General features: G+C 72.3%; 21 protein-coding genes and 7 tRNA genes. 12 read left to right on the top strand and 16 right to left on the bottom strand.

The window, feature by feature from the left end:
* Positions 1-15: 15 nt before the first annotated feature.
* Both OG293_RS30215 and OG293_RS30210 read left to right on the top strand, forming a co-directional pair.
* Positions 16-741 (top strand): 3'-5' exonuclease, encoded by a 726-nt coding sequence (locus OG293_RS30215; protein WP_406001939.1) that lies wholly within the window; start codon positions 16-18, stop codon positions 739-741.
* A 111-nt stretch (positions 742-852) separates the two neighbouring features.
* Complete coding sequence (locus OG293_RS30210; protein WP_406001938.1) at positions 853-1026, top strand: hypothetical protein; 174 nt, start codon at positions 853-855, stop codon at positions 1024-1026.
* Between the two features lie 87 nt (positions 1027-1113).
* Here the strand turns inward: OG293_RS30210 and OG293_RS30205 are convergent.
* Together OG293_RS30205 and OG293_RS30200 are read right to left on the bottom strand one after the other, a co-directional pair.
* Positions 1114-1185, bottom strand: a tRNA-Val gene (locus tag OG293_RS30205).
* A 39-nt stretch (positions 1186-1224) separates the two neighbouring features.
* Positions 1225-1671, bottom strand: a complete 447-nt coding sequence (locus OG293_RS30200; protein WP_406001937.1) for an SRPBCC family protein — start codon at positions 1669-1671, stop codon at positions 1225-1227.
* A 92-nt stretch (positions 1672-1763) separates the two neighbouring features.
* Here OG293_RS30200 and OG293_RS30195 point away from each other — a divergent pair, with 92 nt between their 5' ends.
* Positions 1764-4256 (top strand): SCO7613 C-terminal domain-containing membrane protein, encoded by a 2493-nt coding sequence (locus OG293_RS30195; RefSeq protein ID WP_406001936.1) that lies wholly within the window; start codon positions 1764-1766, stop codon positions 4254-4256.
* Between the two features lie 57 nt (positions 4257-4313).
* Here the strand turns inward: OG293_RS30195 and OG293_RS30190 are convergent.
* A tRNA-Val gene (locus OG293_RS30190) sits at positions 4314-4385 on the bottom strand.
* A 55-nt stretch (positions 4386-4440) separates the two neighbouring features.
* Complete coding sequence (locus OG293_RS30185) at positions 4441-4899, bottom strand: TIGR02611 family protein (protein ID WP_406001935.1); 459 nt, start codon at positions 4897-4899, stop codon at positions 4441-4443.
* Positions 4900-5089: 190 nt separating this feature from the next.
* On the opposite strand from OG293_RS30185, the gene OG293_RS30180 reads away from it, so the two are divergent.
* Positions 5090-5503: an SsgA family sporulation/cell division regulator gene (locus OG293_RS30180; protein WP_003959770.1), complete on the top strand. Its 414-nt coding sequence runs from the start codon at positions 5090-5092 to the stop codon at positions 5501-5503.
* A gap of 191 nt (positions 5504-5694) precedes the next feature.
* Positions 5695-6252 carry a CGNR zinc finger domain-containing protein gene (locus OG293_RS30175; RefSeq protein ID WP_406001934.1) on the top strand — a complete coding sequence of 186 codons (558 nt, stop codon included), beginning with the start codon at positions 5695-5697 and terminating at the stop codon, positions 6250-6252.
* Between the two features lie 3 nt (positions 6253-6255).
* Here OG293_RS30175 and OG293_RS30170 read toward each other — a convergent pair whose 3' ends face one another.
* On the bottom strand, positions 6256-6408 hold the full coding sequence (locus OG293_RS30170; RefSeq protein ID WP_406001933.1) for a hypothetical protein: 153 nt from the start codon (positions 6406-6408) through the stop codon (positions 6256-6258).
* A 119-nt stretch (positions 6409-6527) separates the two neighbouring features.
* A complete protein-coding gene (locus OG293_RS30165; RefSeq protein WP_406001932.1) occupies positions 6528-6974 on the bottom strand; it encodes a hypothetical protein in 447 nt (148 codons plus the stop codon).
* A gap of 169 nt (positions 6975-7143) precedes the next feature.
* Here OG293_RS30165 and OG293_RS30160 point away from each other — a divergent pair, with 169 nt between their 5' ends.
* The gene (locus tag OG293_RS30160) at positions 7144-7668 is read left to right on the top strand and encodes a DsbA family protein (RefSeq protein WP_406001931.1); all 525 of its coding nucleotides are present in this window, start codon (positions 7144-7146) and stop codon (positions 7666-7668) included.
* 28 nt (positions 7669-7696) lie between these two features.
* Here OG293_RS30160 and OG293_RS30155 read toward each other — a convergent pair whose 3' ends face one another.
* Genes OG293_RS30155 through OG293_RS30145 form a run of 3 tightly spaced genes read right to left on the bottom strand, consistent with a single transcriptional unit; the run spans position 7697 to position 10465 of the window.
* Complete coding sequence (locus OG293_RS30155) at positions 7697-8536, bottom strand: GNAT family N-acetyltransferase (protein ID WP_406001930.1); 840 nt, start codon at positions 8534-8536, stop codon at positions 7697-7699.
* Between the two features lie 42 nt (positions 8537-8578).
* Positions 8579-9409, bottom strand: a complete 831-nt coding sequence (locus OG293_RS30150; RefSeq protein ID WP_406001929.1) for an aminotransferase class IV — start codon at positions 9407-9409, stop codon at positions 8579-8581.
* Positions 9410-10465 carry a chorismate-binding protein gene (locus OG293_RS30145; protein ID WP_406001928.1) on the bottom strand — a complete coding sequence of 352 codons (1056 nt, stop codon included), beginning with the start codon at positions 10463-10465 and terminating at the stop codon, positions 9410-9412.
* 145 nt (positions 10466-10610) lie between these two features.
* Here OG293_RS30145 and OG293_RS30140 point away from each other — a divergent pair.
* The 5 genes from OG293_RS30140 to OG293_RS30120 all read left to right on the top strand — a co-directional run bounded on the left by OG293_RS30140 (position 10611) and on the right by OG293_RS30120 (position 11074).
* Positions 10611-10683 (top strand) — tRNA-Gly (locus OG293_RS30140).
* 34 nt (positions 10684-10717) lie between these two features.
* A tRNA-Cys gene (locus OG293_RS30135) sits at positions 10718-10791 on the top strand.
* A 1-nt stretch (position 10792) separates the two neighbouring features.
* A tRNA-Val gene (locus tag OG293_RS30130) sits at positions 10793-10864 on the top strand.
* A gap of 21 nt (positions 10865-10885) precedes the next feature.
* Positions 10886-10957, top strand: a tRNA-Val gene (locus OG293_RS30125).
* A 42-nt stretch (positions 10958-10999) separates the two neighbouring features.
* A tRNA-Val gene (locus OG293_RS30120) sits at positions 11000-11074 on the top strand.
* Between the two features lie 184 nt (positions 11075-11258).
* Here OG293_RS30120 and OG293_RS30115 read toward each other — a convergent pair.
* From OG293_RS30115 to OG293_RS30100, 4 genes are all read right to left on the bottom strand, one after another.
* Positions 11259-11531 (bottom strand): zf-TFIIB domain-containing protein, encoded by a 273-nt coding sequence (locus tag OG293_RS30115; RefSeq protein WP_406001927.1) that lies wholly within the window; start codon positions 11529-11531, stop codon positions 11259-11261.
* Positions 11532-11598: 67 nt separating this feature from the next.
* Positions 11599-12570 carry a phosphotransferase family protein gene (locus tag OG293_RS30110; RefSeq protein WP_406001926.1) on the bottom strand — a complete coding sequence of 324 codons (972 nt, stop codon included), beginning with the start codon at positions 12568-12570 and terminating at the stop codon, positions 11599-11601.
* Between the two features lie 459 nt (positions 12571-13029).
* Positions 13030-13236, bottom strand: coding sequence for a hypothetical protein (locus tag OG293_RS30105; protein WP_355836245.1), 207 nt, complete (start codon positions 13234-13236; stop codon positions 13030-13032).
* Positions 13237-13425: 189 nt separating this feature from the next.
* Entirely contained in the window at positions 13426-13683 is a 258-nt protein-coding gene (locus tag OG293_RS30100) for a hypothetical protein (protein WP_406001925.1), read from the bottom strand.
* Between the two features lie 204 nt (positions 13684-13887).
* On the opposite strand from OG293_RS30100, the gene OG293_RS30095 reads away from it, so the two are divergent.
* Positions 13888-15042 carry a serine/threonine-protein kinase gene (locus tag OG293_RS30095; protein ID WP_406003757.1) on the top strand — a complete coding sequence of 385 codons (1155 nt, stop codon included), beginning with the start codon at positions 13888-13890 and terminating at the stop codon, positions 15040-15042.
* Positions 15043-15133: 91 nt separating this feature from the next.
* On the opposite strand, the gene OG293_RS30090 is transcribed toward OG293_RS30095, so the two are convergent.
* The 3 genes from OG293_RS30090 to cobT all read right to left on the bottom strand — a co-directional run bounded on the left by OG293_RS30090 (position 15134) and on the right by cobT (position 21089).
* Positions 15134-15952 carry a TrmH family RNA methyltransferase gene (locus OG293_RS30090; RefSeq protein WP_406001924.1) on the bottom strand — a complete coding sequence of 273 codons (819 nt, stop codon included), beginning with the start codon at positions 15950-15952 and terminating at the stop codon, positions 15134-15136.
* 119 nt (positions 15953-16071) lie between these two features.
* On the bottom strand, positions 16072-17307 hold the full coding sequence (gene cobA, locus OG293_RS30085) for a uroporphyrinogen-III C-methyltransferase (protein WP_406001923.1): 1236 nt from the start codon (positions 17305-17307) through the stop codon (positions 16072-16074).
* Between the two features lie 317 nt (positions 17308-17624).
* Positions 17625-21089 (bottom strand): nicotinate-nucleotide--dimethylbenzimidazole phosphoribosyltransferase, encoded by a 3465-nt coding sequence (cobT, locus tag OG293_RS30080; RefSeq protein ID WP_406001922.1) that lies wholly within the window; start codon positions 21087-21089, stop codon positions 17625-17627.
* Between the last annotated feature and the right edge of the window lie 61 nt (positions 21090-21150).

Genomic DNA, 21150 nt, shown 5'->3' with positions numbered 1-21150 from the left:
GCGAGGAGTTCGGGGATGACGCGCTGGTATGACGGCCCCCTGGCCGCATTTGACACCGAGACAACCGGAGTGAACGTCGAGGAGGACCGCATCGTTTCGGCCGCGGTCGTCGTCCAGGAGATGGAAGGCGGGCGGCCACGCGTCACCCGCTGGCTGGTCAACCCGGGAGTGCCCGTGCCGCCGGGCGCCACCGAGGTGCACGGACTCACCGACGACCACCTTCAGCGCAACGGCCGCTGGCCGGCGCCGGTGATGGAGGAGATAGCGCGGGCGCTGGCGGAGCAGTGCGCCGCGTCGCGTCCGCTCGTCGTCATGAACGCCCCCTTCGATCTGACCATCCTCGACCGCGAACTGCGGCGGCACCGCGCCTCGTCGCTGGGCCGCTATCTGGAGAACGTCCCGCTGTGCGTGCTGGACCCGCGGGTGCTGGACAAGCATCTGGACCGCTACCGCAAGGGGCGCCGCACCCTCACCGATCTGTGTGCGCACTACGAGGTGGTGCTGGACGGGGCCCATGACGCGGGCGCGGACGCGCTGGCGGCGCTGGAGGTCACCCGGGCGGTCGGCCGCCGATTCGCCTCGCGCATGGAACGGCTGGCACCGTCCGAGCTGCACACCCTTCAGGCGGTGTGGCACGCGGCGCAGGCGCGCGGTCTGCAGGCGTGGTTCGCCCGCAGCGGTACGCCCGAAGAGGTGGACCCGCACTGGCCCCTGCGTACGGGCCTTCCGGCCGCGGCCTGAGTCCGGGTGGCGCCCCGCTCGGGGTGCCACCCGGCCGGGCGGCCGACCGTCAGCCGGTGAGCGTGGCGGCTGCGGCGGGGAGCGCCGCGGCCGGCCCGGCCGGCGACCGCGGTGACGTCCAGCACGGTCGCCCTCGCCTGGAACGCAGCCACCGACAACACCCGGCTCGCCGCATACGACGTCTACCGGGACGCCAAGGGGCTCCTCGGCGGCATGATCTGGGAGATGTCCGGCGACACACCGGGCGGAGCCCTGCTCGCCGCGCTCGACAGCGGCCTGCGGTGACACCGTGAACGCAAGGGAGCCGCTGGCGCGATGGCGCCTTGAACGCAGTGAGGCCGGTCCGTCGACTGACGGACCGGCCTCTCCCGGTGGGCGATACTGGGTTCGAACCAGTGACCTCTTCGGTGTGAACGAAGCGCTCTCCCACTGAGCTAATCGCCCGGGAACGCACTGAACCATACAGGCCCGTGCGGGTTTCCATCAAACCCCGGCGAGGTGGGCGGACAGTCCGCGCCGACCGCCGCGCATCATCGCCGCGTGGTTGGCGCGGAACACCGGGCGGCACGGCACCGCCAGCCGCCTCATCAGCGGCTTGCACACCTCGACTTCCTGCTCGTACAGCGCCCGGGTGCCGGGGCCGAGCGCGGTCAGCGTCCAGCGCGCCCAGCCCTTCAGGTCCCCCTCCATGCCGACTTCGAGCACCCCCTGCGCCGGGTCGCGCCGGTGTGCGTGGGCCGTGACACGCAGGTCGTACGGGAGGAAGGAGCGCAGGCGCGCGGTCCCGGTCAGCTCGTCGACCGGGATCACCTCGCGGACCTGCGGCCACCATCGGGGGTACTCCTCGACCCGTTCCAGGACCTCGTACACGGCGGCCGGCCCGGCCGTCAGATCCCACACGCTGCGGAAGCGGTACCGGCACCAGTCCATGTGCCAAGTCTGTGCTGGTGGAGGCGTACTCACACGCGATCTGAGTACCCCGACCCATGCCGGACAGTGTGGCGGCGGCCACACTCCGACCCATGGAGAACGTTCCGCCACCCGCCGAGGAACTGGCGATCCTCGACCGCGAGCTGATCCGACTGGACGCTCGCAAGGCACAGTTGCTGGCCCGCAGAGCCTGGCTGCTCACCGTGATCGGGCAGCCCGTCGCGCCGAGCGCGCCGATACCGCCCCTGCCGCGACCCCTCGCCGCGGCTCCCCCGGACGCGGCGCCGCGCAGCGTACAGAATCTGCTGCTCACCCTGGGCGGGATTCTGCTGACCATCGCGGCTATCGCGTTCACACTGGTCAGCTGGGGTCACCTCGGCATCGGTGGGCGCTCCTTGGTACTCGGCGCGGTCACACTCGCGGCGCTCGCCGCCCCCGTCGCTCTGCTGCGCCGCGGGCTCGCCTCGACGGCGGAGGCGGTGGCCGGGCTCGGCCTGGTGCTGATGGTGCTCGACGCCTATGCCCTGCACCGGGTGGCGCTCGCGGACACGGACGGACTGGGCTACGCGGCCGTCGCATCGGCCACGCTGGCCGCGCTCTGGTCGGCGTACGGACTGTCGGTGGTGCGGCTGCGGATTCCGCTGCCGGTGGCTCTGCTGACCGCGCAACTCCCGCTTCCGCTCTGGGCGCTGACGGCGGGCGCGGGTACGCCGCCGCTGGAGTGGGCCCTGCTGGCGACCGCCGTCCTCGATGTCGTCGCCGCGCTGTGGGCGAGGCCGGTACTGCGCGGGTTCGCCGCGGCCGGTGCCGGTGTCACGGGCGGGTGGGCGCTGCTGATCGGCGGCGCGCAGTCGGTGACCGCCGACACTGCGCTCGACGCGAGCGCCCCTGCTCTGCTGCTGGTCGCCGCGGCGGGTGTGGCGCTCCTCGCGGCCTGGCGGTCCCCGTCGGCCGCCACCCCCTGCGCCGTCGTGGCCGGTCTTGCGACGATCGCCGCGCTCGGTGGCGTGGCACGGGCGTCGGTGCCCGAGGGATGGTCGGTGCTGGGATACCTGCTGTGCGCGGTCGCCCTGCTGGGGCTGGTGCCGACGGTCGCACCGCAGCGCCTGCGGCCCGGCCTGGCCGTGGCGGCGGGGGCGGTCCACGCCCTCGCGGCGGTCTCGGCGCTCCCGCTGCTCGCGCTCACCCTCGCGGGTCCGCTGACGACCCTCGACCACATCTGGCCGGGGACTGCGGGAGGCTCCCGGGACGCCCTGGGCGGCCCGGTGCCCGCCGCGGCGCTGTCGGCCTCCCCGCTGATCCTGCTGATCACGGCGGCGACGCTGGCGGCGGCTTCGCGCTGGTGGCCGTCGTCCCCGGCAACGGGCTCGCACACGCCGGGACCCGCCGCCGCGCCCGGCCCGGATTCTCTCCTCGGCGCGAACCCGTCCGCGGCCTCGGGCCGCGGCCTGCGTGCCGGCATCGCCGGGAGCATGCCGGCCGTTGCCTGGGCAGGGCTGTTCGTCGTGCCGCCCGCGCTGGATCTCGGTCGCACCCCCGCCGTTGCGCTCCATCTCCTGCTGACCCTCGCCGTGCTCGGGTTCACCGTGCGGCCCGCACGGTTCGCCCGGTACGCACCGGGCGGCGCGGTGGTCGCCCTCGTCTGCGCCCTCGCGGGCGCCGTGAGCGTCTCGCTGCTCTCCCTGGCCACCCGTCCTGCGACCTTCACCGTTCTCGGCGTCCTGACCGCCGCCCTGACCGCGACCGCGCTCGCGTCCCGCGCCGGACGGGCGGTCCCCGCCGTCCTCGCCTGCGCGGCGACCGTGTTCGCCACCGCGCTCGTGGCCGCCGTCGCGGCAGCCGCCGAGCTGCCGCCCCACCGGGCTGCGCTCGCCCTGCTCGTCGTCCCCGCCACTGTCGCGCTCGTCGCCGCGCGGCTCGGCCGGCACCCTGTCGCCCTCCCGACGGAGCTCACGGGTGCGGGCACGGCTCTGCTCGCGATCGGCCTCGCCACCGGGGACAGGCCCACCCTCGCCCTGGTGCTCGCCCTCTGTGCGGTGATCGCCGCGGGCACCGCGGTGCGGGCCGAGCGCCGCCCGGCCGCCGGCCTTCTCGCGGCGGTGCTGTTCGTGCTCGCCACCTGGGTACGGCTGTACGCCTCGGACGTCAGCACCCCCGAGGCGTACACGCTGCCCGTGACCGTCCCCGCGCTCGTCGTCGGCGTACTGCGCCGTCGTCGCGACCCGGAGGCCTCGTCCTGGACGGCGTACGGCCCCGGCCTGGCCGCGACCCTGCTGCCGAGCCTCTTCGCGGCCTGGGGCGACGACCTGTGGCTGCGCCCACTGCTGCTCGGCCTCGCGGCTCTGGCGGCCACCCTGGCGGGCGCCCGGCTGCGTCTGCAGGCGCTGCTGGTGCTCGGCGGCGCGGTCCTGTCGCTCGACGCGCTGCACGAGCTCGCGCCGTACGTCGTGCAGGTCGTCGGCTCGCTCCCCCGCTGGCTGCCTCCCGCTCTGGCCGGGCTGCTGCTGCTCGCCGTCGGCGCGACCTACGAGCAGCGGCTGCGCGACGCACGCAGGCTGCGGGACACCCTGGGCCGGATGCACTGAGCCCGGGGAACGACGATGGCCCCGAAGACGTGGAGTCTTTGGGGCCATCGGTCCGGGTGGGCGATACTGGGTTCGAACCAGTGACCTCTTCGGTGTGAACGAAGCGCTCTCCCACTGAGCTAATCGCCCGGGCGCAACGCAAACATTACCCCATGTCAGCGGGGCCCCCTGACCATTTTCCGGGTCACTCGTGGATCTTCCAGGGCATCACTATGCCGAACTTCCAGACGTAGATTCCGACCAGTACGGCGATGATCACCAGGCCGATCGTGGTGAGGATGATGTTCCGTCGGCGCACCTTGGGATCGAGTGCCTTCTGTGCCGCCTCGGTCACCTTGCGCTTGGTCCAGCGCAGCACGAGCTGCGCCCAGACGAACTCCGTCGCCCAGATCGCCATGCCGCCGAAGATCACCAGCCAGCCGGGGCCGGGCAACGGGAGCATCACGATGCCCGCGCCGACGACAGCGAGGCCGACGAGGAAGACCCCGACCTGCCAGCTCACATGCAGCGTCCTGGAACGCTTGATGAAGTGGGGCGCCCGCGAGCCCAGCGAAGGCTCCGTCGCACCCGTCACGTCCCCCGTCGCGGTGTTCTGGGTCGCCGCTGCGACGACCTCATCCCGCTCGTCACTCTCCGCATTCATGTAGCCAAACCTACCGGATCGACGCCGGTCACCGGAATGGCCCTATAACACAAAGTGACGCACGGCCGTATGAGCGACATGAAGGATCACAAAACGGTCAGAGGGGTTTACAACGGCACCGTAGGTGGCATGTCGATTTCGCCGACGTGCGAATCCCCGAGCGCACACTGAGCGAAAGGCCCTGGCGCTTATGAACACCACGGTCAGCTGCGAGCTGCACCTGCGCCTCGTTGTATCGAGCGAGTCTTCACTGCCTGTACCCGCGGGCCTGCGGTATGACACGGCCGATCCCTATGCCGTGCACGCCACCTTCCATACCGGAGCCGAGGAGACGGTCGAGTGGGTCTTCGCCCGCGACCTTCTCGCCGAGGGTCTGCACCGGCCCACCGGCACCGGCGACGTCAGAGTCTGGCCGTCCCGCAGCCACGGCCAGGGCGTCGTCTGCATCGCTCTGAGCTCCCCGGAGGGCGAAGCACTGCTCGAGGCCCCGGCGCGGGCCCTGGAGTCGTTCCTGAAGCGGACCGACGCCGCTGTGCCACCTGGCACCGAGCATCGTCACTTCGATCTCGACACGGAACTCTCGCACATCCTGGCGGAGAGCTGAGCCAGGCGGAGAGCTGCACGGCGCCGTCCGACTCGGGGCGACGGCGCCGCGCGGACAACCACATACGGCAGACACCGGCGCCGTCACCGCGGACTCCACCGTGGCGACGGCGCCGGTGCGTCTTCGGCACGAACCGCTAGAGTCAGCGCAATTCGGCGGGCACCGGCCCGCAGCAGGCCAGGGAGCAAATCGTGCTGATCCCTCACGACACCCGCATCGCGCTCGACACCGTCGTCGACCTGGTGAACACCACGCCGGAAAGCGGACACGACGACGCACTCGCGGACGTCGCGTCGCTGTACGACTTCGTACGGAATCACGACGTCAGCGGCGTGGGGGAGCTGGGACAGCGGGACCTCAAGGCGGTGCAGAGCGTACGGACACAGTTCGCCCAGATCTTCGCTGCGCCCGACAGCCGTACGGCCGCCGATCTGGTCAATGAGCTGGTCGCGGCCGCCGGAACCACACCCCAGCTCACCAACCACGACAACTACGACTGGCACGTGCACTACTTCGCGCCGGGCGCGTCGGTGGCCGACCATCTCGCCGCCGACTGCGGGATGGCACTGGCCTTCATCGTCGTCGCGGGCGAGCAGGAGCGGCTGCGGCGTTGTGAGGCGCCGGACTGCGGGCGCGCGTTCGTCGATCTTTCCCGCAATCGCTCGCGCCGCTACTGCGACAGCCGCACCTGCGGCAACCGCCTGCATGTCGCCGCGTACCGCGCGCGCCGCAGGGAAGCGGCCGGCTGAGTCTCACAGCAGAAAGAGATCGTGCACGGCTGCCATCAGCAGCAGGAATCCGATCACCGCGAGGAAGATCATCAGGGGCGGCTGGGAGAGGGCGAAGAGGCAGCCACGCGGCTCTTCGGTCGGTGCGGGGGGCTGGCCCCGGGAGGTATCGAGCATCTCGGGGTGATGATGACGCAGCGCGGGCCGCGATGATCGACCAACACGCCCCGCGATCGCGGGAGTTCATCAATTCCCGTGTTTCCGTTCCGGTCGGGACCGGATGCCGTCGGCCCGTGTCAGATGCCGTGCTTTTTGAGAATCGCTTCGATGTCGCTGAAGTCCTCGCCCGCACCTGGGGCCTTCGGTTTCGTGGCGGCCGGGGCCGCCGGACGGCCGGCCTGCCCGAGGGACGGCGCCGACGCCGCGGGGGCGACCACTGCGCCCTGCTCCGCCCGGGCGGCGGCCTTGCGTTCCTTACGGGTGCCGCCCCCGCGCCGCTCGATGGCCCGGGTGGTCATGAAGAGCAGCCATGCACCGCCCAGCAGGCCGAAGCCCAGCCATGCCGAGGGGCTGAAGGCCGTGTCGACGGCCCATTCGACCGCGCCCGTGAGCACGAGGCCGATCGGGATCAGGGAATAGGCGACGATGCGCGTCGCGGCGAGGAATCGCTTGCGGTACGCCGTAACGGCGGCGATGCCCAGGCCCGCCGCGGACACCGCGGAACAAATGGTCTCGGCAAGCATCCGGTCCTCCAGGCTTCGGCGGGCACATCCGGGTGGTTCGTCCCTTCCATCGTGCACCGTCCGGCGGGAAACGGGCCACGGTCCCGTACGACCTCAGGGAGATCTCCGGGACGGCATCCTCCCCAGGTCCCGGTCGATCCACACGGGCGAAGGCTGGGAGACTGGGCCCATGAGCGACTCCACCACCGCCCGCCCCGTCGTCCTCGACGTCTGGTGCGAGCTCCAGTGCCCCGACTGCCGCAGCGCCCTGGACGACCTGCGGGCCCTGCGCAAGCGCTACGGCGACAACCTGGAGCTGCGGCTGCGGCACTTCCCCCTCGACAAACACAAGCACGCCTTCGCCGCCGCCCAGGCCGCGGAGGAGGCGGCCGAGCAGGGCAAGGGCTGGCCGTACACCGAGGCCGTGCTGGCGCGCACCGAGGAACTGGGCGCGAAGGGCGAGCCGTTCCTGATCGAGGTCGCGGGTGAACTGGGCCTGGACGCCGAAGAGTTCGACACCGCCCTCATCGACGGACGGCACATCCTGATCGTGGACGCCGACCAGGCCGAGGGCAAGGCGATCGGAGTGAGCGGCACTCCGACGTATGTCATCGGCGGCGAGCGGCTCGACGGTGGCCAGAGCCAAGAGGGCCTGCTGGCCCGTATCGAGGAGATCGCCGACCGGCTCCTCGCCGGCGCCGGACCAGGCTCCTGACCGACGCCGGACCGGACTCCGGGATCTCCTAGAGGAGCTGCTTGAAGGAGTTGACGGCCGTCGTCACATAGCCGAGCGACTCATAGAGCCTGAGGGCCGGGGTGTTGCCCGCGAAGACATGCAGTCCGATCCGGCGGTCCCCGGCGTCCAGCGCGACGCGTTCGGCCAGCAGCATCAAGGACCGCCCGTGGCCCCGGCCGCGCTGCCCCTGGTCGACGGCGACGTCATAGACGTACGCCACCTCCTCCCCGGGGTGCATCTCGCGTCGGCCCACATGGAGACGGCCGACGACCGTGCCCTCGTGCACCAGCACATTGATCCACACCTCGGGGGTGGCCAGGCCCTGGGGCAGGCTCGTGCGGTGGTCAGCCTCCGACTTGGCGCGCGCCTCCTCGGGCGGGACCCCTCGCTCGATCCAGTTCTGCGCATAGCTCTCGATGGCCTCGGCGAGCCACTGCGGGAACTCCGCCTCGCTCAGCGGGCGTCCTTCGACACCGTCCGGCAGGGCGGGTGGTGTGTCCGGCAGGTCCTTGAGCATGTTCCGGCCGCGCTCGGTGTAGCCGAGTGCCGTCACCAGCCGGGCGGCCGCACGGGCCTGTGGGGGAACGGACACATGGACCTGCTTGCAGCCCCAGCCGCGCAGCGCCTCCTCGGCGGCGAGCGCGGCCACGGTCCCTCGGCCCCGGCGCCTGTCCGCCTCGTCGATCTCCAGCGAACGGATGGTGCCGACGGTGGCGCCGAAGGCGGGGGACGTGGCGATCTCGGCCCGGCCGACGGGGCGGCTGTTCACGCATACCTCGTAGCGGCGCGACTGGCCGCCGTCCGACTCGCGCTGAAGCGGCCCGGTCGGCCGCAGGGTGGTGGTCATCAGGGGTGTTCTACCTGCCCCGCGGCCTCCCGTCACGGGGTTTTACGGAGCCTTCGGATCCCGGTCCGCCGCCGCCCGCTCCTCGAAGATCTGCATGGCCTTGGCGGTGACCGCCCCCGGGGCGTCCGTGAACACGCGCCCGTCGACCCGCCGGACGGCCTGGACGTCTCGCAGGGTCGACGTAAGAAAGACCTCCTCGGCCCGCTCCAGAGCGTCCAACGGAAGGTCGGCCTCCGTCGCCCCCGTCCACTCGACCGTGAGCGCTCGGGTGATGCCCGCGAGACAGCCGGAGGAGAGCGGCGGGGTGTACAGCTCGCCGTCGAGGACCACGAAGACGTTCGAGCCGGTGCCTTCGCAGAGCTGCCCGACCGTGTTGGCGAACAGCGCCTCGGTCGCGCCCTGCTCGCTCGCCCGCGCCAGGGCGACGACGTTCTCGCCGTACGACGTCGTCTTGAGCCCCGCCAGAGCCCCTCGTTCGTTGCGGGTCCAGGGCACGGTGATCACGGCGGTGGTGTCCGCGCGGCGCCTGCTCTCGCCGAGCGCCACGACCAGGGTCGGTCCCGCGGTGCCCCGGTCGGAGCCCAGCGGGGAGACGCCGCCGGTATAGGTGATGCGCAGCCGGCCGAGCTCCATCGGATTGGCTTCCAGGACCGCCGCACAGGCACGCCGTACCTCGTCGAGGTCCGGTGCGGGCAGGCCGAGGCCGAGGGCCGAGCGGGTCAGCCGGTCGAGGTGCCTGGTGAGGGCGAAGGGCTGCCCGTGCACCGCCTTGACTGTCTCGAAGATGCCGTCGCCCACGGTCAGTCCGTGATCGAACACGGACACCCGGGCGTTCTCGGCATCCGTGAGTGCGCCATTGACCCAGAGCTTCATCTAACCGGTCCTTCCGCTCGCCTCGTACGCGCCCGACGCTACCGCGAGCAGCCGGGACGCCTTCAGCTCGGTCTCGTCCCACTCCCGGTCCGGGTCCGAACCCCAGGTGATCCCGGCGCCCGTGCCGAACCGGAGAAGCGGCCCCCCCGCCTGTGAGCGGTCGATCCAGAAGGTACGTATCCCGACGGCGAGCTCGCCGGTGCCCCGGTCCGCGTCGACCCAGCCGATGCCTCCGCAGTAGGGCCCGCGGGGCACGGTCTCCAGCGCGGCGATGATCCTCAGCGCACTGGACTTGGGCGCCCCGGTCACCGAACCGGGCGGGAAGGTGGCCCCGAGAAGCTCTTTCCAGCCCGCCTTGGGCCCCAGCTCGCCGCGGACGGTGGAGACAAGGTGCACCAGACCGGGGTGGGCCTCCACGGCGCAGAGCGCGGGGACGGTCACCGTGCCGGTGGCGCAGACCCGGCCCAGGTCGTTGCGGACCAGGTCCACGATCATCACGTTCTCGGCCCAGTCCTTCTCCAGCAGGTCCTCGGGCGTGCGGCCGGTGCCCTTGATCGGCCCGGACTCGACGGTGGTCCCGGTGCGCCGCAGATAGAGCTCGGGCGAGGCGGTGGCGATCTCCACGCCCTGTCCGGGCAGCCGGATCGTTCCTGCGTACGGGGCGGGGTTGCCGCGCGCCAGCAGCGCGGTCAGCGCGTCGACGTCGGCGGCGGCCGGGTCGGGCAGCGGGGCGGAGAGAATGCGGCAGAGGTTCGCCTGGTAGACCTCGCCCGCCGCTATGTGCTCACGGATACGGCGCACACCGGCGGTGTACTCGTCCCTCCCCAGCGAGGACGTCCAGTCACCGGCTGCCGGTCCCCTCCAACGTCCGGGCACAGGCTCGGGCACCGGCTCGGTGCGCACCTCGCCGAAGCGGGCGCAGGTCAGACGGCCCTCGAAGTCCGCGGCGACGGCCCAGAAACCGGTGGAGTCCAGTGCTTCCGGGTCGCTGGTGACGTCCCGGAGGTCCGAGGCGAGGAGGCGCCCGAAGCGGGCCAGAGGAGCGAGGTCGTGCACGTCTGTGAGTCTATGGCGCGCGCCGATGAGCCGCTGTGGCCCGTACACACCTCAGCACGCTGCGGAAACGCGTTTTTGTACTGGCCCAGGAATCCGCTAGAGTTCAACACGTCGCCGGGACGCGCAAGCGGGCCGGTACCGACAAGCGGACGTGGCTCAGTTGGTAGAGCATCACCTTGCCAAGGTGAGGGTCGCGAGTTCGAATCTCGTCGTCCGCTCGATGGGGGATCCTTACCGAACCCCTGCACTCCGGGTGGAGTGGCCGAGAGGCGAGGCAACGGCCTGCAAAGCCGTCTACACGGGTTCAAATCCCGTCTCCACCTCCAAGGACGATTAGCTCAGCGGGAGAGCGCTTCCCTGACACGGAAGAGGTCACTGGTTCAATCCCAGTATCGTCCACTGGATCCGCAAGGATCTTCCGCGCGATTAGCTCAGCGGGAGAGCGCTTCCCTGACACGGAAGAGGTCACTGGTTCAATCCCAGTATCGCGCACGCCGTACCACGCACACATGCAGTAGCCTGCAGCATCGTCCCGCGCGATTAGCTCAGCGGGAGAGCGCTTCCCTGACACGGAAGAGGTCACTGGTTCAATCCCAGTATCGCGCACCAGCCAGAACCCCCGGCCGTATCGACGGCCGGGGGTTCTGTCGTTGCCGGGCGCGCTGCCGCTCGGCGGCGGGGGGCTCGACGGCGTGCGGTGCGGGCCAGGGGGACGGGGAATCCGGGCCCCCAGCGCCCGTCGCGGACCGGCTCAGGGACAGCCGGAGCCGGTCCGCGACCTTCCGGAGTCCGCTCAGGAGGAGAAGAGCATCCGGCCGAAGCCCTTGTGGCCGTGGTGACCGCCGTGGTGACCGCCGTGGTGCGGGGCGCCCCAGGCGGGCGCAGGCGCGGCAGGGTACGCCTGCGGGGCCGGCGGCGCCTGCTGGGTCCACTGCGATTCGAGACGGGTGAGGGACTCCAGCTCGCCGTAGTCGAGGAATATCCCCCGGCAACCGCTGCACTGCTCGATCTGGACGCCATTGCGGTTGTACGTGTGCATCGCTGCGTGGCACTTGGGACACTGCATGATCTGCTCAGCTCCTCGCCGTCGGTCGGCGTCGCCGGGATGCATGCCCGGTGACGAGGAGTTCAGCCTACGACGAGGCCTCGAACTCCAACTCGGGCGGGAGGGCGGCAATTCGGGCGCAGGTGTCGATCATGATCTGTTCGACTTCATCCGTATTGCGGTGTTCTGCTCCGGATTTCGCGAGGGCGAGAGCGGCGGTCTGGACGGTCAAGGCGCGCGCCGGGATGTCGAGTTGGGGCCAGGGATCGCCGTCGCCGGCGACCGCGGGGCCCTGGGCCGCGCGGTAGGCGCCGAGGAAACGCTCCCAGATCTCCGGGGACAACAGACCGGCGGCGTACCAGGCGGCGGGGCGGGCCAGGTCCCAGGCGGGGTCGCCGAGACCGAGGTCGTCGACGTCGATCAGCAGCCAGGGGCCGGTGGACGCGGGATGCCGCACAAGCTGGCCGAGGTGGACGTCGCCGTGGCAGAGCGTGCCGCCGCGGGGGGAGGGTGCCTCGCCGCGGGCCCAGGCGGGGAGCCGCTCCCAGGCCAGCCGGACGGTGGTGGCCGCGGGGTGGGCCCCGGCGGTCGTGCCCATCCGTGCCATGGCCAGGGCAGCCTTGGCGGGTCCGCGCATGAGCGGGAGGGGGCGGGGCAGCCCATGCGTCTCCACGCGGTGCAGCCGCGCCAGAAGGACCGCGGCCTCCTCCCAGGGGGCGGCGTCGGGGTCCGTGGGGTCCACGGGGGTGCCGTACGGCCAGGCGGTGAGGGGGCGGCCGTCGACGGAGGCGGCCGGGGCGGGGAGAGGGACCGGGGCGAGAAGGATGCCCGAGAGGCGGGGATGGGACGCGACGGCGAGACGGGCGCGGTGTCCGTCGTGGTCGGTGCCGGGGGCATGTGCCTTGGCGACGGCGTCCCCGTGGCGTACGACGGCGCCGTCGTCCCGCTCGGCGAGCACGGCCTCGTCGCGCCCGCAGGCCCGGCACACCTGCCCGGGCACCACCAGGTGCGCGGCGTCGCGCGCGACGGCGGCGAGCGCGCGTACGACGTCTGCGGTCACGGTCTTCCTCGGGCTGGTACGGGTGGCCTGGCGGGAGCCTACGCGGCGGTGGGTCCCCGCAACATCGCCCCCTCCCGGAACCGTGGGCAGGCCGCCGGTCACCGAGGCGTCGTGGCCATCCGGGACGCGTCGGCTTCGCGGGTACGGGGCGGTTGCGCGGTGGCGCGGGCGAGCCGGTCGTTCACCGCAGTGGGGCCGCGCCGGGCGGTGGGCGGATACTCGGCTCGAGCCCGTACGGCGAGAGCGCACGCACGCCGGTGGTGGACCCGTCGGCCACTTCCAGCCGTGGAGGCCAATCGCAAGGGTGGGACCCGTCGGCCACCGGGCGCAGACAGCGCGATGGCCGGTCAGCTCCCCAGCTGACCGGCCAAACGCTGCCGTCCGCCGCACCCCCGTCCCCACGGGGTTGTTGGCCCGATGTCCCCGACCCGGACCGCTCTTCCGGGCCCGGGGCGCCGCTCAGCGCCCCAGCATCACGCCCACGGACGACGCTTGTGTGACCACTGCGTCCCAGCCGCCGAAGGCGACCACGAGCAGGGCTGCGAGAGGGAGCACCATGGCGGTCGCGACCAGCGGGTGGCGACGCCCCGACGGGCGGCCGCCGAACGCGGCGAATGCCTTGCGTCCCTGCGTGCGGATCATCGTCCGCGATGCCGTGTCGGCCATGGTCCCTCTCCTGTTCGTATGCGGCAGCGGCGGGTGTCTGACCTCGGGGGACGAGTGCTGCACCCGCCGCTTGACTTCAACATTAGGGATCCGCCGGGCCCCGGGCGTCATGCCCTCGTACCGATTGCCGGGCCTCCCGGAGGATGAGCCACGCCCGGGCGGCGTACTCCCCTGGGTGGAGACGGGGCGCTACGCCTTGGGGTCTTCCCGGAGGGGACGCTCCGAGGAGTCCTCGCGTGGTACCGGCTGTTCGACCAGAGCCAGCACCCTCGTGGCCATGAAGCGGGCCGTCCGCACCACCGAACCGCTGCGGGTGACTTCGCTCACTTCCACCACCCCCCTGCGCACGGCCGACTCGACCCTGCGCCCCGCCCTGCTTGCCACTACTTCGTAGGTCCGGGTCGTGTCCCCCGCGTCCACGACTATCTCCACGCGGTCACCCTTCACTGATCCAATCCCCCTTCTGCGACGGACCGTTGAGATCTCGCACGGGTCCGCGGAGAGCGCTTCGCCCTCCCCTGACCACTCTTCAATTCTCCCACCCGGCACTGACAATCGATCGGGCCGCGAGGGCGCGGCCTATGAGCACACCGGGGCGGGGGTACGTAAGCTGTGCCACGTCAAACGGACGACCGGGCAGCGGGGATGGACATGGCGATGATGCGGCTCCGGCGCGAGGATCCGCGTGTCGTCGGCTCGTTCAGACTGCACCGAAGGCTCGGCGCGGGTGGCATGGGCGTCGTCTACCTGGGCTCGGACCGCCGCGGCCAGCGTGTCGCGCTGAAAGTGATCCGGCCGGATCTGGCTGAGGATCAGGAGTTCAGATCACGGTTCGCGCGCGAGGTGTCCGCAGCTCGGCGGATCCGCGGCGGATGCACGGCACGGCTGGTGGCCGCCGACCTGGAGGCCGACCGTCCGTGGTTCGCCACCCAGTACGTCCCCGGGCCCTCCCTGCACGACAAGGTGGCCGAGGACGGCACCCTGACCGCCGCCGAGGTGGCCGCGATCGGCGCCGCGCTCTCGGAGGGCCTCGTCGCCGTCCACGAGGCCGGAGTCGTGCACCGGGACCTCAAGCCGTCGAACATCCTGCTGTCGCCCAAGGGCCCCCGGATCATCGACTTCGGCATCGCCTGGGCGACCGGCGCGAGCACGCTCACCCACGTCGGCACCGCGGTGGGCTCCCCCGGCTTCCTGGCGCCGGAGCAGGTGCGCGGCGCCGCGGTGACCCCCGCGACGGACGTCTTCGCGCTCGGCGCCACGCTGGCGTACGCGGCGACGGCCGACTCGCCTTTCGGGCACGGCAGTTCGGAGGTCATGCTCTACCGGGTGGTGCACGAGGAGGCTCATCTCCACGGGGTTCCGGACGCGCTCGCTCCGCTCGTACGGGCCTGTCTGGCGAAGGATCCCGAGGAGCGCCCGAGCACGCTGCAGCTGTCGATGCGGCTCAAGGAGATCGCGGCCAGGGAGGCCCAGGGTCTGCCCGAGGGCCGTCCGCCGGCCCAGCGCGAGCGGATCGAGCAGGAGCGGGCGACCTCGCGGTACCCGGAGCGGACGGAGCGGATGGAGCGGCGTACGGGCGGGACGTCCTCGTCGCGTCCACAGCCGCCGCGGACCGGCGGTACGCGGCCACAGCCGTCGCGCACCGGATCCCGTACGAACGGCCGCCAGGGCACCAGGCCCGGAGGCCGCCCGACCTCGGCCGGGCGGCGGCCGGCCAACCCGCGGCTGCTGCGCCAGCGCATCATCGTCTTCGTCGTGGTGACGCTCATCGTGGCGCTGGGGATCGCGGCGGCCCAGCAGCTGTAACGGCGCCGGGCCCAGGTCCAGGGACCTGCGGGCCCAGGATTCCGGACCGGCGGACTGAGACCTCCGGACCCACGCTCCCGGACCGGCGGGCTCAGGCCTCCGGGCGTCCGGTGGCCACCGCGTAGAAGGCCACCGCGGCGGCAGCGCCCACATTGAGCGAGTCCACCCCGTGCGCCATCGGGATGCGCACCCACTCGTCGGCGGCGACCAGTGCCTGCGTCGAGAGCCCGTCGCCCTCCGCGCCGAGCATCAGGGCGACGCGCTCCAGCCGATGCGGTGCCGCCTCGTCGATCGCGGACGCCTTCTCGTCGGGTGTGAGCGCGAGCAGCTTGAACCCCGCCTCCCGGACGGACTCCAGCCCCCTCGGCCAGGATTCGAGCCGTGCGTAGGGGACGGAGAAGACCGCGCCCATGGAGACCTTCACGGAACGCCGGTAGAGCGGGTCGGCGCAGTCCGGCGAGAGCAGCACGGCGTCCATGCCGAGGGCGGCGGCGCTGCGGAAGATGGCGCCGATGTTGGTGTGGTCGTTGACCGACTCCATGACGACCACCCGGCGGGTCGTCAGCAGCAGTTCGTCGGCCGTCGGGAGGGGCTTGCGCTGCATGGAGGCGAGCGCGCCCCGGTGCACGTGGTAGCCCGTCACCCGCTCGGCGAGCTCGGGGCTCACCGCGTACACGGGGGCCGGGAGCTCGTCGATGACGTCCCGCATGACATCGACCCACTTGGCGGAGAGCAGCATCGACCGCATCTCGTAACCGGCGTCCTTGGCCCGCCGGATGACCTTCTCGCCCTCGGCGATGAACAGACCTTCCGCGGGCTCGCGCTTGCGCCGCAGTTCGACATCGGTCAGGCCGGTGTAGTCGCGCAGGCGCGGGTCGTCGGGGTCCTCGACAGTGATGAGATCAGCCACAGGGTGATACTGCCTTCTCCTGGGTGCGGTGCCAACGGCTGCGCGGGGATCGGTTACTGGGGGTTACGCATTCCGTTACGGTCCCGCGCCCACTCCGGTCCCCCAGGCGCGGCGGGAATCTACGGCTTGCGCGGGCCGACCGTGACGACGTCGCCGATGACGATGACGGCCGGAGGGCGTACGTCCTCGGCCCTGACCACCTCGGCGACGGTCCCCAGGGTCGCGTCGACCCTGCGCTGGGACGCGGTCGTCCCCTCCTGGACCAGAGCCACCGGAGTACCGGCGCTCTTGCCGTGTGCGACCAGTGCCCGCGCGATCGCACCGATCTTGTCGACACCCATCAGGACGACCAGGGTGCCGCGGAGCTTCGCGAGGGAGGCCCAGTCGACCAGCGAACGCTCGTCGTCGGGTGCGACATGGCCGCTGACCACCGTGAACTCATGGGCGACCCCCCGGTGGGTGACCGGGATACCGACCGCCCCGGGGACGCTGATGGAGCTGGAGATGCCGGGAACGACCGTGCACGGGATGCCCGCCTCGGCGAGGGCTTCGGCCTCCTCCATGCCGCGACCGAAGACGAAGGGGTCGCCGCCCTTGAGGCGCACGACGGCCTTGCCCGCCTTCGCATGCTCGATCAGGGCGTTGTTGATGGCCTCCTGGGCCATGAACCGGCCGTACGGGATCTTCGCCGCGTCGATCACCTCGACGTGCGGCGGGAGTTCGTCGAGCAGGTCGCGCGGTCCGAGACGGTCCGCGATGACGACATCGGCCTCGGCGAGGAGACGGCGTCCGCGGACGGTGATCAGGTCGGGGTCCCCGGGCCCGCCGCCGACGAGCGCGACGCCCGGTGTGCGCGTGCGGTGGTGGGGGGCGGCAAGACTGCCGTCGCGCAGACCCTCGACGATGGCGTCGCGCACGGCGGCGGAACGGCGGGGGTCGCGGCCCGTGAGCACGGCGACCGTCACACCCTCGGACCGGCCGGTGGCGGGGGTCCAGGCGGTGGCGGCGCCCGCGTCGTCGGCGCGTACGCACCAGGTGCGGGTGCGCTCGGCCTCGGCGGACGCGCGCCCGTTCGCCTCGGCGTCGGAGGTGGCGATGAGCGCGTACCAGGCGTCGGCCAGGTCGCCTTCGGCGTAGCGCCGCCGCTCCCAGGCGATCTCGCCGGCCGCGGCCATCGCCTCGACGGACGGGGTCGCGCTCGGGGACACGAGCACCAGGTCGGCACCGGCCGCGATCAGCGCGGGAAGCCTGCGCTGGGCGACCTGGCCGCCGCCGAGGACGACGACGCGGCGTCCGGAAAGGCGAAGCCCTACGGGGTAGGCGGGGTGCTCTGCGTGCTCGGCGTGCTCGGCCATGGCGGTACTGGCTCCTCGGGCGGGGCAAGTGCGTGATGGGGCCGCTGCTGCGGTGAAGCGGCTGGTGGGACGGGGTACGGGACCCTGGCGACCACCTTACGGTGAGGGGACGCAGGGGGGCACAGGGCGGTGGGCCGCGGGCGGCGGATTTCCCTCACACCGACCGTCCCCGAAGACGGGGGTCGGCACACCTCGGCGCGGCGACCCGTGGGACCCGTGGCCAGGACAGTGTGTCGCGTCGCAGCGTGGTACGGGCGCCGGGCGGACCGCGCGTCCGGTGCGCTGCCCGCCCGTCGGCAGGCAGCGCGCCGGACGGACTACTTCTCCGTCACGCCCGCCGAGTCGAACGTCGCCACCTCGTGCATGGCCCGCGCCGCGCTCTGCACCACGGGCAGCGCCAGCAGCGCCCCCGTGCCCTCGCCGAGGCGCAGGTCGAGGTCGACGAGCGGACGCAGGCCCAGCTTGTTCAGCGCCGCCACATGGCCCGGCTCCGCGCTGCGGTGACCCGCGATGCAGGCCGCCAGCGCCTCGGGGGCGATGGCCCGGGCGACGAGGGCGGCGGCGCCCGCCGAGACACCGTCGAGCACCACCGGTGTACGCAGCGAGGCGCCGCCCAGGATGAATCCGACCAGGGCCGCGTGCTCCAGGCCGCCGACCGCCGACAGAACGCCGATCGGGTCGGCGGGATCGGGTGTGTGCAGGTCGAGCGCACGGCGCACCACGTCGACCTTGCGCGCATGCATCTCGTCGTTGATGCCCGTACCACGGCCGGTGATCTCGCTCGGATCCATACCGGTGTACACGCAGATCAGCGCGGCGGAGACGGTCGTGTTGGCGATGCCCATCTCACCCGTGAGCAGTGCCTTGTTGCCGGCCGCGACCAGGTCGCGGGCGGTCTCGATCCCGACCTCGACGGCGGAGAGGACCTCGTCGCGGGTCAGGGCGTGTCCGGTCGTGAAGTCGGCGGTGCCCGGGCGGACCTTGCGCGGCAGCAGCCCCGGCGTGGCGGGCAGGTCCCCGGCCACGCCTACGTCGATCACACAGACCTCGGCGCCGACCTGGTTGGCGAAGGCGTTGCAGACCGCTCCCCCGCCGAGGAAGTTGGCCACCATCTGGGCCGTGACCTCCTGCGGCCAGGCCGTGACGCCCTGGGCGTGCACTCCGTGGTCGCCCGCGAAGATCGCGACGGCCGCGGGCTCCGGGATCGGCGGCGGGCACATCCGGGAGAGGCCGCTCAGCTGCGCGGAGATGATCTCCAGCATGCCGAGCGCGCCGGCCGGCTTGGTCATGCGCTTCTGCCGCTCCCACGCTTCGCCGAGTGCCTTCGCGTCCAGCGGGCGGATGTTGGTGACGGTCTCCTGGAGCAGGTCGTGCGGCTCCTCGCCGGGCAGGGCCCGGCGTCCGTATGTCTCCTCGTGGACGACCCACGACAGCGGACGGCGCTTGGACCAGCCCGCCTGCATCAGCTCCGGCTCCTGGGGGAACTCGTCGACGTACCCGACGCACAGGTAGGCCACGACCTCCAGGTGCTCGGGCAGCCCCAGCGCCCGTACCATCTCGCGCTCGTCGAAGAAACTGACCCAGCCCACGCCGAGGCCCTCGGCGCGGGCGGCGAGCCAGAGGTTCTCGACGGCGAGGGCCGAGGAGTACGGCGCCATCTGCGGCTGGGTGTGCCGGCCGAGGGTGTGCCGGCCGCCGCGGGTGGGGTCGGCGGTGACAACGATGTTCACCGGGGTGTCGAGGATCGCCTCGATCTTCAGTTCCTTGAACTGCTTGGCCCGGCCCTTGGGCAGCGACTTGGCGTACGCCTCGCGCTGACGCTGGGCGAGTTCGTGCATCGTCCGCCGGGTCTCGGCGGAGCGGATGACGACGAAGTCCCAGGGCTGCGAGTGGCCCACGCTCGGTGCGGTGTGGGCAGCCTCCAGGACGCGCAGCAGCACCTCGTGCGGGATGGGGTCGCTGCGGAAGCCGTTGCGGATGTCCCGGCGCTCACGCATGACCCGCAGGACGGCTTCACGCTCGGCGTCGTCGTAGGCGGGCGCAGGCGCGCCGGGCGCCGAAGGCGTCAGCGGGGCGGGCACGGCGACGGGCGCCTGGCCCTGCTCCGGCTGCTGGTCCTGCGGCTGCTCCGGCTGGGGTTCCTGCGCGGGCACCGGTTCCGGTCCGGGCTCAGGGGCTTCTGCCGCGGCGAGCTCCTCGTCTGCCACGACGGTCTCGACGACCAGCTCGGGCTCCGCGACGGCCTCGGGTACGACGACCGGCTCGGGTACGACGACCGGCTCGGGTACGACGACCGGCTCGGGCTCGGTGACCGCTTCCGCGGCCTCGGCCTCGGCAAAAGGTTCGGCGACAGGTTCGGGCCAGAGCTCGGATTCAGGAGCTGGCTCGGGCACCACCTCGGCGGCTGCGTCGGCGAGCGGCTCCGCGAGCGCCTCACCTGGAGCGGGAACGAGTACCTCGGTCACCGCCTGCGGCTCGTCCTGCGCCACAGCAACGTCCTGAACGTCCTGCACCTGCTCCTGCACGACCTCGGACTCGGGCACCGCCTCGGGCTCGGCCTGCACCATGACGGCGACCGGCGGGGGCGCCAGGTCGGGCACGGCGGGGAGCGGACCGTCGATGGGCACGAACACCGAGGGCTCCGGCTCCGCGGCCTGCTCCGCCGCCGGGTCCGCTTCCTGCCCGGGTCTCGCCACAGGGGCCTCTGCGTCAACAGAAGGGGCCGGTGTGATCGGCGAAGGCTCCGGGGCGACCGATTCTGCGTGCAGTGGAGGGGGCGTGTGGGCCTGGGGGGGCTGAGGGTCCCAGGGAACTCCGGCCTGGGGCGGGATCTCGCCCAACTGCGGTCCGGGAAGCACGGAAGCCGGCTCGTCGCGCGGGATGTCGAGGTACTCCGGGCCCACGGTGGGCGGCCCGGAGTGGGTGACGGCCGCGGGGTGCGCGGGCGCTCCGGCCGGACCGCGGTCGGCGAGCGAGCGGACCACGCCGCCCGAGTTGTCGGGCAGCGGCGGGCCCATGTGCAGCGGGCGGCGCGCGGGCGGAGGCGTCGGCGTGGCAGACGTGGGCGGGACGCGTACGGCGGTCAGGTCCACGGAGCCGGTGTCACGGCCCCCGGCCTCGTGCGCGCTCGCCTCGTGCACGCGGGGTTCGTCCCCATCCACCTCGAACACGCCGGAGTCATGACCGTCGAAGAGGGGAGCGGCCGGCTCGGGCACCTCGGTCGCCTCGGCGAGGTTCCCGGACGCCGACGGGGACGCCGACTGCTCGGCGGGGGCCACGTACTCGTCGGTGAGTGCGGGGGCCACGGGCTCGGCAGCCGGAGCCGCGAACTCCGAGGCGGCCCTGAACTCCGCAGGCTCGGGCAGCTGCGGAGCGGCGGACTCCTGGGCCCCGGCCTCATGCGTGAACGGCTCGGCCTGCTGGTAGCCGGACACGAGCTGGTCGCCGAGCGCCATCTGCGGTTGGGACATCGCCGCGGGCGCGGCCGGCGGAGCGGAGAGCTGCTGCTCGGCCACCTGAGCCACCGGGCTCTGTTGAACGGATTGCGCGGACTGCACGTACTGCATCGCGTGGACGGGATTCGCCGCCTGGACGGGCTGCACGGGCTGCGGGTCGCTCCACGCGCCCTGAGCACCCGGCATCAGCAGCAGATCGTCCTCTTCGGAGCCGTTCTCGGAGGGGTCGAGGAAGGTGTACGAGCCGGGAGCGGGGACGCCCGGCTGCTCCACCATGCCTGCGTTCTCCGGCAGCCCCTCGCCCGGGATCTGGCCGGTGTCAGTCATGCGTACCCCTCGCCCATCGCTTGTGTTCCTTCGCCCGTCGCCCGGGACGCCCGATCGCGGC

It is taken from the genome of Streptomyces sp. NBC_00829 (assembly GCF_045161795.1).
Classification (GTDB): domain Bacteria; phylum Actinomycetota; class Actinomycetes; order Streptomycetales; family Streptomycetaceae; genus Streptomyces.
The sequence above is the reverse complement of the archived record's forward strand: the minus strand, read 5'-3'. Positions and strand labels throughout refer to the sequence as shown.